We start from the raw sequence: 9,297 nt of genomic DNA, 5'->3' as shown, positions 1-9,297 counted from the left end.
TGGTGCCCACGGAGACGACGAAGGTCACCGAAACGCCGGTGACCACTGCTGCGGCGGTGACTGCGACGCAGACGGAGACGGCTGCGACGAAGACCGTGGTGCCCACGGAGACGACGAAGGTGACCACGACTCCGACGACGACGGCTGCGGCGGTGACTGCGACGCAGACGGAGACGGCTGCGACGAAGACCGTGGTGCCGACGGAGACGACGAAGGTCACCGAGACGCCGGTGACGACGGTTGCGGCGGTGACTGCGACGCAGACGGAGACGGCTGCGACGAAGACCGTGGTGCCCACGGAGACGACGAAGGTGACCGAGACGCCGGTGACGACGGTTGCGGCGGTGACTGCGACGCAGACGGAGACGGCTGCGACGAAGACCGTGACACCGACGGAGACGAAGAAGGTGACCGAGACGCCGACGACGACGGCTGCGGCAACCGTCGTGTATACGACAGTGAGCGCGCCGGAGGTTACCGTGACGCCGACTGAGACGAAGAAGGTGACCACGACTCCGACGACGACGGCTGCGGCGGTGACTGCGACGCAGACGGAGACGGCTGCGACGAAGACCGTGGTGCCCACGGAGACGAAGAAAGCCACCGAGACTCCGACGACGACGGCTGCGGCGGTGACTGAAACGCAGACGGAGACGGCTGCGACAAAGACTGTGGTGCCCACGGAGACGAAGAAGGTCACCGAAACGCCGGTGACCACTGCTGCGGCGGTGACTGAAACGCAGACGGAGACGGCTGCGACAAAGACTGTGGTGCCCACGGAGACGAAGAAGGTCACCGAAACGCCGGTGACCACTGCTGCGGCGGTGACTGCGACGCAGACGTCTTCGGCTAAGGCTGAGACGGTCACGCCGACGGTGACGGAGCAAGTTGATGTCACGCCGGTGGCAACAGCTGATGCGGTGACGGAGACAGTAACGAATACGGCACAAACCACCACGGTTACCGCAGCCCCAGTCACAACCACTGTCGCCGGTCGCTCGGAGACCGAGACTGTGACGCCGACATCCACGGTTCAATCGGACCAGGACGCAGTCGACGTTGATGCACCTGTCACGACGACGCGTACCGCTCCGAATCTGACGAAGATTGTTGCGGGTGAAACAAATGTGTACTACCGGGTGGCTGCGGCTAATGGCGCAATCGTCGAGGTTAACGACCTGCCGGAGGGCCTCGAGTTCCGCCCCGAGGACAACGTCATTGCGGGCAGGGTTGCAAAGCCCGGCAACTACACCGCGGAAGTGGTGACGACGACCGGAAACTCTACGATCGTTGAAAAAGTCCGTTTCGAGGTGGAGGCCGCTCCTGAAACATCGACCGAGCACCCGCTCACCACGGTGACCCAGACAGCAACGGCACCGGCGGAGTCTCAGGGGTCGTCGTTGGACGGCAAGTGCGTCGCTGCGCTGACCGGATGGTCGCTTCCGCTTGTGGCGCTGATCCCGCTGGGGATTGCATCGCAGGTCGACCTTCCGCTGCCGGCAGGCGTTCAGGATTCACTCCATGCACTGAGGGATCAGGCGCAGCAGATGCTCCCGCAGGTTGATCCGCAGATCGGCATGATCGCGGGCGGCTTGGCAGCGGCGGCACTTGGTGTCCTTGCAATCGTCAGCATTGTCAATGCATGTGGTGGCGGTGAAGGTAGCTCCGCAGGTAGCAGTAACTAATAGCTAGCCCGTCTCAGCGCGTTCCGCCCGGTCCCTCACAGCAGGGGCCGGGCGGAACGTCGTCGTTAAGCAGGTGCTAATCAACGGCTCCGCGGGCCATGAGCGCTTCTCCCATCATCTTCGCGCGGCGCACAGACCGAATCACCAACGGGATGCCGAATGCGGTGAAGGAGAACCCGACACCGCGGGCCTTGCGCGCGTCGAGCACCTCGTTCGCCGTGGCGAGGGTGAGGGGGATAAGCCGGATCGTGAGCGCGATGGTCAAAGAGATCAGTTCGCCCGCGCGACCGAAGGGGGACAGGGCGCGGTCCAGCGCGGTGAGGAGTTCCTCGACCGGGGTGGTCAGCGTCAACAGGTTTGCCGCAGCAATGGTGGCAAGCAGCCCGACCAGCAGTGTGAGCGCAGAGGCAACGCCGTTTTGCCACACCATGAACGCGCCGAAGAAAGCCAGCACGGGCACCAACGGCACTAGCTGGCGCCACGCTACGCGGGCGGGGATCCGTGCCCATACGTAGAGCGCCAACACGAACGCGAGGGCGGCCACAGCGTGCCATGGCTGCGTCGGCAACGCGGTGACGCCGATGATGAATGCCACGAGCAACACGAATTTCAGCGCTGCACCCGTGCGGTGCAGCAGAGTCGTCCCCGGCACGTATACGCCGAGGGGCAGTTCGCGGATCACGGCTTCGCATCCATCAGGTCGGTGTAGAAGGCGATTGCCGCGTCGGGGCCGCCGTCGTAGGCCAAGGCTCCGTCGTCGATGACCAGAACGCGGTCGAATCCGCGCAGCATTTCCAGGTCGTGGGTGACCACGATCAGCTGCTGGTCCAGCGACATCAGCTCGCGCACGATGCGGCGGCGGTTGCGCAGGTCCAGCAGGGTGGTGGGCTCGTCGGCGATGATCGTGTCGGGCTCGATCACCAGCACGGAGGCCAGCGCGAGCATCTGCTTCTCGCCGCCGGAGAGGGTGTGCGGGGAGTGCTCGGCGCGGTCGGCAAGATCGAAGCGCTTGAGTGCGTCTGCCACGCGCCGTTTGACCTCCTCGCGCGGCAGTTTGAAGCGGCGCAGGGAAAACGCCACGTCGTCGGAAACGCGCGGCATGACAATTTGGGATTCGGCGTCGGAGAATACGAATCCGACGCGTTTGCGGATGTCTTTGCCGCGTTTGTTGGGCGTGAGCCCGTCGTAAAGCACTTGCCCTGATGTCGGCTCGATGAGGCCGTTGATCAGGCGCACGGTGGTGGATTTGCCGGAGCCGTTGGAGCCGATGATGCCGATGCGCTGCTCCGATAGGCTCACGGTGAGCGGCGCGAGGATTTGCTCGCCGTCATATGCGACGGCGGCGCCGCGGAACTCGATGAGGGGCATGGCGTTTACTTGCGGGCCCCGCGCAGATCCGGGAACGCCTGGTGTACCGCGAACGCGATGGCGATCATGAGCGCGACCTTGCCGGCGTCCGGCAGCAGGAACGGCACCTGCGCCGCCCAGGCTGCGCCGAAGCTCATGTCAGCGCGCCACATCAGGCCGAACACGCCGCAGAGGTACTGGAAAAACAGGCCGAGGTAGCCGGCGAGGATGAGGATGCCGATGCTCGCCGCTTTGTTCGAGCGGAACGGTGCCGTGTACGCGACCGCGCCGGCGACGGCGGCGGAGACGAGGTAGCCGGCCAGGTACCCGACAGTCGGCCCGCCGAGTGCGGAGATGACCGTGCGCCCGCCCGCGAGCACCGGCAGCGCCAGGCCCACCAGCAGGAAGATCGCGGCGGCGGAGAAACCGCGGCGCCACCCAAGCACCAGCCCGGCGAGGATCACGGCGGCGTTCTGCAGCACGATGGGCACGCCGGCCGCGCCGACGGGGATGGACACGAAGCCCAGCACAATGACGATGGCGGCAAAGACCGCGATTAGCGCGATATCCTGCGCCGTAGAGTTTTTCTTCATGCGCGGGAGTGTACCGCGACGGGTGGCGTGTACTGTCGGGCGCATGCGTTTGACGGAGTTTCACCAGCTTGTGCAGGACGAATTCGGCTCGGAGCGTGCGCAGTGGATCATCCAGACCCAGGTGCTGCCCGGGTTTGAGCAGACGTCTGCGCAGCTCATCGATGCCGGTGTGGACCCGCGCGATGCGTGGCGCGGGCTCTGTGACGCGTTCGATGTCCCGGAGGAGCGCCGCCTCGGCGTCGACCGCCCGGGCTTTTAGGGGCCGTTGCTTATCGACGGCTCCGCCACCCCGGCGTGTCGTTGAATTTCGAACACGTTTGCGTGTATTCTCTGGGGTGTCGCCGTCGCGTTCTACAGTGTGCCGTGTTTTCCGCTTGGGAGAAATTTCTTCGCGTCCGAGGGAACCGAAGCGGTATGGCGATACGTCTAACTAGGAAACTGTGCACGCGACGCGCCCAGCGCCGCCGAATACTTGGAGGTAGAAACACCACATGGCAACGAAGAAGAAGTCCGCGGCTTCGGCCGGCAACGACCGCAAGAATGCGCTCGATGCAGCGCTGGCAATGATCGAGAAGGATTTTGGCAAGGGCGCCGTCATGCGCCTGGGCGACGACAACCGCCCGCCGATTCAGTCCATTTCCTCCGGCAACACAGCCATCGACGTCGCGCTCGGCATCGGCGGCTGGCCGCGCGGGCGCATCGTGGAGATCTACGGGCCGGAGTCTTCCGGTAAGACCACCGTGGCGCTGCACGCGATTGCGGAGGCGCAGCGCGCCGGCGGCATTGCGGCGTTTATTGACGCCGAGCACGCCCTCGACCCGGACTACGCGCGCAAGCTCGGCGTAGACACCGACAACTTGCTGGTCTCCCAGCCGGACACCGGCGAGCAGGCGCTCGAGATTGCGGACATGCTGGTGCGCTCGGGCGCGATCGACATCATTGTGATCGACTCGGTGGCGGCGCTGACCCCGAAGGCGGAGATCGAGGGCGAGATGGGCGACAGCCACGTCGGCCTGCAGGCCCGCCTGATGTCCCAGGCGCTACGCAAGATGACCGGTGCGCTGTACAACTCCGGCACCACCGCCATCTTCATTAACCAGCTGCGCGAGAAAATCGGCGTGATGTTCGGCTCCCCGGAGACCACCACCGGCGGTAAGGCGCTGAAGTTTTACGCATCCGTGCGCTGCGATGTCCGCCGCATCCAGACGCTGAAGGACGGCCAGGACTCCATTGGCAACCGCACCAAGATGAAGGTGGTGAAGAACAAGGTTTCCCCGCCGTTCAAGATCGCCGAGTTCGACATCATGTACGGCGAGGGCATCTCGCGTGAGAGTTCCATCATCGACATGGGTGTGGAAAACGGCATCGTGAAAAAGTCCGGCTCCTGGTTCACCTACGAGGGCGACCAGCTGGGCCAGGGCAAGGAGAAGGCCCGCATCTTCCTCAAGGAAAACCCGGAGCTGGCGGACGAGATCGAGGACAAGATCTTCCGCGCACTCGGCGTGGGCAAGTACGCCAACGCGTCCGACGAGCTGACGGACGAGCCGGTGGATATGGTTCCGAACATCGACTTCGATGACGAGGACGACGTGGCGGCACCCGCAACCGCGGAGAAGTAGTTGGCGGACGCGGACAAGGTTGCCCGGCTCCAGGCGGTGCTTGACGCCTACGAGCCGGGCACCGGTCTTTTCGACCGGACACACGAGGAGGCCCTGGCTCCCGTGCGCAAGCGGGCGTTAGGTCTGCTGGACCAGCGTGCGCGCTCCCGCGCGGAGCTGCGCGAGCGGCTGCTCAAGGCCGAGTTCGAGCCGCAGCTTGTCGACGAAGTCCTCGACGACCTCGCAGGTTCCGGCCTGCTCAACGACGCGCAGTTCGCCCACGAGTGGGTGCGCCAGCGCGCCGCCCGCCGCGGCAAGTCCGCCCGCGCGCTGGACATGGAGCTGCGCGACAAGGGCGTCGGGGGAGCGGACCGCGCCGCGGCCCTGGAGCAGATCTCGGACGAGGACGAGGAGCACACGGCCCGCGCGGTGGCGGAGAAATCCGCGCGCAAAGTGAAATCGGCTCCCACGGACCGTGCGGAATACGACAAGCACCTGCGCCGCATCGTCGGTGCGTTGGCCCGGCGCGGCTTCAACCAGGGGATGGCGCTTCGAATCGCCCGCGAGGTGCTGAACGGGCGCATTGCCGAGTGCGAGGAATAGTCCGAAACACTGAACGGTGTTCAAGGCGGTCTCCTAAACTTGCCCGCATGGCATTGTTCAGCGTGAAGATGCGCTCCAGCGCGGGCGGCACCCATATCTCCGGCGCCGAACGCATCGTGGAGGAGCGCGAGGTCCCTGATGTCTGCGCCGCGATGAGCCAGCGCGCACTGGCCCACGGCAAGGGGCAGCCGGACTCCATCACTGTCACTGTGACCGCCATCGAGGGTGAAGTCGCGCACATCCCGGCGTTGCCAATCACAGAGGCGCACTGCGCGGACCCAGCGGAGGCCCGCGACACCGTCATCGAGAACCTGGCCCCGCTGACGCCGCATGCCGCAGCCGCATGGAAGCTGCTCACCGGCGTGCGCGACATGCGCGGCGGGATCCTGTTCCACGCTGCAACCGGCCGACGCCTCGAACCGGATCACGCCCGGGGCGTACGGGTGACCTCCATGGACGCCGCCACTGCCACAGAGGAGCGTCCCGAGTCCCGCTCCGGCAAGACCCGCGTCACCGATGCGCTTGTGCTCGCTTCCAAGGTCGCGCACCACCCGGCGGTGCTCGCCGAGGTCTGCATCTCGGACGATCCGGACTACACCACCGGCTACCTCGCCTCCAGAAAGCTGGGCTATCTGCGCGTGCCCAAGATGAAGGCTGCTGGTTCCCCAGTTGGCGGACGCCTGTTCGTCGTGGACACCGACGATCCTGCGGATCTGATCGCCTACCTCGAGCACACCCCCGTCCTGGTCGAGGAGGCCAAATGAGTTGGCTCGACACCGCCGCCCAGCAACAGTGCGATACCTGGCGCAGCCAAGGCCTCGAGCGCACCCCCGCAACCTTCAGCACTGGCCAGACCCCGGTAGCCACCATCGACGGGCGCGAGTACGTCCTGTTCAGCTCCTCGAACTACCTGGGTCTGGCCGAACACCCCGCCGTGACCAAAGCGGCCGCCGACGCGCTCAACCGTTTTGGCGCGGGCTCTGGCGGTTCGCGCCTGACCACCGGCACGACAAACCTGCACACCCAAGTTGAGCGCGATTTCGCCCGCTTCCTCGGCTACGAGGACGCCGTGTTTTTCTCCGCCGGGTTCATGGCCAATGCTGGCGTCCTGCAGGCGCTCGCCGGCCCGGGCACGCTCATCGTCTCGGACGAGCGCAACCACGCCAGCATCATCGACGGCTGCCGCCTAGCCAAGGCGCAGGGTGCCACGGTGCGTGTGTACCGCCACCGCGACCCGGCGCACGTCGACGAGCTGCTGCGAGGCCACTCCGGAGAAGCAATCGTGGTCACCGACGGGCTGTTTTCCATGGACGGCACCCTCGCGCCCGTCCCCGAACTTATCGCCGTCTGCCGCGCCCGCGGCGCCGTCCTCATGGTCGACGACGCGCACGGCACCGGCACCCTCGGCGCCACGGGCCGCGGCATCATGGAGCACTTTTCGCTTGGCGACGACCATCCGGACATCCTCGTCGCCACCTCATCCAAGGCGCTCGGAGCAGAGGGCGGGGCAGTGGCTACCTCCGCACCAGTGGCTGCGTTGCTGCGGCAGAAGGCACGCACCTACGTCTACTCCACCTCGTCCACACCGGCCACGTGCGCGGCGGTTTCTGCGGCCATCGGCGTGCTCGAGAGCGAAGACAGTCCGGTGCCTGCGCTGCACCGGAACATCCGTCGATTGACAAGCCAGCTCGGAATGGGCGAGTGGGCCAGCCCGATCATCCCGGTGCCCATCGGCGACGAAACCAAAGCGGTGAACGCGTCCGCCAGGCTCCGGGAGGCCGGGTACTTCGTGCCCGCCATCCGCTGGCCGACCGTCCCGCACGGTGCGGCGATGCTGCGGGTGACGGTGATGGCCACCCACACCGACGCGCAGATCGACGGGTTGACTCACGCCATTTCGCGGTTGTAGCTCACCTGGTTAGACTGTCTCGCCGTGACTACGGCGAGCACCACCCAAAACAGCAATCCCCGCACCTACGAGGTGCGCACGTTCGGTTGCCAGATGAACGTGCACGACTCCGAGCGTCTTTCCGGCATGCTCGAAGACGCGGGCTACGTCGCGGCCGATGCCGGCGAGGAGCCCGACCTGGTGGTCTTCAACACCTGCGCGGTGCGCGAGAACGCCGACAAGCGCCTCTACGGCTCGCTCGGGCAGCTGAAAAACGTCAAGGCCGACCACCCGGGCATGCAGATCGCCGTCGGCGGGTGCCTGGCGCAGAAGGACCGCGACACAGTCATTGAAAAGGCGCCGTGGGTCGACGCCGTCTTTGGCACCCACAACATCTCCGCGCTACCGGCGTTGCTCGACCGGGCGCGTGTGGAGGACGAAGCGCAGGTGGAGATTGTGGAGGCCCTCGAGGTCTTCCCGTCCGTGCTGCCCGCCAAGCGTGAGTCCGCCTACGCCGGCTGGGTGTCCATCTCTGTGGGCTGCAACAACACCTGCACGTTCTGCATCGTGCCCAGCCTGCGCGGCAAGGAGGTGGACCGCCGTCCGGGCGAGATCCTCGCCGAGGTCAAGGCCCTGGTGGATCAGGGTGTGTCCGAGGTGACGCTGTTGGGCCAGAACGTCAACTCCTACGGCGTGAACTTCGTCGACGAGGACATGGAGCGCGACCGCTCCGCGTTTTCCAAGCTGCTGCGCGCCTGCGGCGATATCGAGGGCTTGGAGCGCGTGCGTTTTACCTCCCCGCACCCGGCGGAGTTCACCTCCGACGTCATCGACGCGATGGCGGAGACCCCGAACGTCTGCCCGCAGCTGCACATGCCGCTGCAGTCCGGCTCCGACAAGGTGCTCAAGGACATGCGCCGGTCCTACCGCTCCAAGAAGTTCCTGGCCATCCTGGACGAGGTGCGCGAGAAGCTGCCGCACGCCGCGATCACCACCGACATCATCGTCGGCTTCCCGGGCGAGACTGAAGAGGACTTCCAGGCCACCCTCGACGTGGTTGAGAAGGCACGTTTCACCTCGGCGTTTACTTTCCAGTACTCGCCGCGCCCCGGCACCCCGGCGGCGGAGATGGAGCAGCAGATCCCCAAGGCCGTGGTGCAGGAGCGTTTCGAGCGCCTCCACGCCCTGCAGGAGCGCATCAGTGCGGAGGAGAACGCGAAGCTCGTCGGCACGCGCCAGGAGCTGTTGGTGCAGGAGGACGGCCGCAAGAACGACCGCACCCAGCGCATGTCCGGCCGTGCCCGCGACGGGCGCCTGGTGCACTTCGCGGTCGAGGGCAACATCGACGGCGAGGTCCGCCCGGGCGATATCGTCACCGTTACCATCACCGACGCGAAGCCGCACTACCTGATCGCGGACTCCGGCATCCACGAGCACCGCCGTACCAAGGCAGGCGACAACTCTGAGCGGGGAGAGGTGCCCACCACCGCGCCCATCGGGGTGGGCCTTGGCCTGCCGACGATCGGCCGGCCCGCCGCCGCTCCAGCAGATTCCGCCTGCTGCGGTGGCTAGGGCTACAGTTG

At 66.1% G+C, this 9,297-nt stretch carries 11 protein-coding genes; 7 read left to right on the top strand and 4 right to left on the bottom strand.

All coding sequences use genetic code 11. The annotated features are described in order from the left end of the window. Nucleotides 1-898: hypothetical protein (locus MHY23_RS07095; protein WP_239306976.1), on the bottom strand; the 898-nt coding region annotated here is incomplete at its 3' end. On the opposite strand from MHY23_RS07095, the gene MHY23_RS07090 reads away from it, so the two are divergent. Further along, nucleotides 876-1,685 carry a hypothetical protein gene (locus MHY23_RS07090; protein ID WP_239306975.1) on the top strand — a complete coding sequence of 270 codons (810 nt, stop codon included), beginning with the start codon at nt 876-878 and terminating at the stop codon, nt 1,683-1,685. The two genes, MHY23_RS07095 and MHY23_RS07090, sit on opposite strands and share 23 nt — an antisense overlap. A gap of 76 nt (nt 1,686-1,761) precedes the next feature. Here the strand turns inward: MHY23_RS07090 and MHY23_RS07085 are convergent, their stop codons facing one another. The 3 genes from MHY23_RS07085 to MHY23_RS07075 are packed head-to-tail and all read right to left on the bottom strand — an operon-like array spanning nt 1,762 to nt 3,625. Further along, nucleotides 1,762-2,367, bottom strand: a complete 606-nt coding sequence (locus MHY23_RS07085) for an energy-coupling factor transporter transmembrane protein EcfT (protein WP_181888598.1) — start codon at nt 2,365-2,367, stop codon at nt 1,762-1,764. Beyond that, nucleotides 2,364-3,053, bottom strand: coding sequence for an energy-coupling factor ABC transporter ATP-binding protein (locus MHY23_RS07080; protein ID WP_239306974.1), 690 nt, complete (start codon nt 3,051-3,053; stop codon nt 2,364-2,366). The genes MHY23_RS07085 and MHY23_RS07080 overlap by 4 nt, the downstream gene beginning before the upstream one ends. A gap of 5 nt (nt 3,054-3,058) precedes the next feature. Beyond that, nucleotides 3,059-3,625: a biotin transporter BioY gene (locus MHY23_RS07075; RefSeq protein WP_239306973.1), complete on the bottom strand. Its 567-nt coding sequence runs from the start codon at nt 3,623-3,625 to the stop codon at nt 3,059-3,061. A gap of 43 nt (nt 3,626-3,668) precedes the next feature. Between MHY23_RS07075 and MHY23_RS07070 the strand changes: the two genes are divergently transcribed. From MHY23_RS07070 to miaB, 6 genes are all read left to right on the top strand, one after another. Next, complete coding sequence (locus MHY23_RS07070) at nt 3,669-3,884, top strand: DUF3046 domain-containing protein (RefSeq protein ID WP_239306972.1); 216 nt, start codon at nt 3,669-3,671, stop codon at nt 3,882-3,884. A gap of 232 nt (nt 3,885-4,116) precedes the next feature. Beyond that, a complete protein-coding gene (gene recA / locus MHY23_RS07065) occupies nt 4,117-5,244 on the top strand; it encodes a recombinase RecA (protein WP_239306971.1) in 1,128 nt (375 codons plus the stop codon). Beyond that, nucleotides 5,245-5,826, top strand: coding sequence for a recombination regulator RecX (gene recX / locus MHY23_RS07060; protein WP_239306970.1), 582 nt, complete (start codon nt 5,245-5,247; stop codon nt 5,824-5,826). Between the two features lie 47 nt (nt 5,827-5,873). Beyond that, nucleotides 5,874-6,590, top strand: a complete 717-nt coding sequence (locus MHY23_RS07055) for a 6-carboxyhexanoate--CoA ligase (RefSeq protein ID WP_239306969.1) — start codon at nt 5,874-5,876, stop codon at nt 6,588-6,590. Then, a complete protein-coding gene (locus tag MHY23_RS07050; protein ID WP_239306968.1) occupies nt 6,587-7,735 on the top strand; it encodes an 8-amino-7-oxononanoate synthase in 1,149 nt (382 codons plus the stop codon). The genes MHY23_RS07055 and MHY23_RS07050 overlap by 4 nt, the downstream gene beginning before the upstream one ends. A 24-nt stretch (nt 7,736-7,759) precedes the next feature. Continuing rightward, nucleotides 7,760-9,286, top strand: coding sequence for a tRNA (N6-isopentenyl adenosine(37)-C2)-methylthiotransferase MiaB (gene miaB / locus MHY23_RS07045; protein ID WP_370645830.1), 1,527 nt, complete (start codon nt 7,760-7,762; stop codon nt 9,284-9,286). Nucleotides 9,287-9,297: the final 11 nt, after the last annotated feature.

This window comes from Corynebacterium sp. ACRQP, from assembly GCF_022345915.1.
GTDB lineage: Bacteria > Actinomycetota > Actinomycetes > Mycobacteriales > Mycobacteriaceae > Corynebacterium > Corynebacterium lehmanniae.
Note: the sequence above shows the minus strand (reverse complement) of the source record. Positions and strands in the feature narration are given on the sequence as shown.

Coding starts and splice junctions, on each gene's coding strand:
- MHY23_RS07070 (WP_239306972.1), top strand. CDS start 3,669: ATGCGTTTGACGGAGTTTCACCAGCTTGTGCAGGACGAATTCGGCTCG.
- MHY23_RS07075 (WP_239306973.1), bottom strand. CDS start 3,625: ATGAAGAAAAACTCTACGGCGCAGGATATCGCGCTAATCGCGGTCTTT.
- MHY23_RS07050 (WP_239306968.1), top strand. CDS start 6,587: ATGAGTTGGCTCGACACCGCCGCCCAGCAACAGTGCGATACCTGGCGC.
- MHY23_RS07080 (WP_239306974.1), bottom strand. CDS start 3,053: ATGCCCCTCATCGAGTTCCGCGGCGCCGCCGTCGCATATGACGGCGAG.
- MHY23_RS07055 (WP_239306969.1), top strand. CDS start 5,874: ATGGCATTGTTCAGCGTGAAGATGCGCTCCAGCGCGGGCGGCACCCAT.
- recA (WP_239306971.1), top strand. CDS start 4,117: ATGGCAACGAAGAAGAAGTCCGCGGCTTCGGCCGGCAACGACCGCAAG.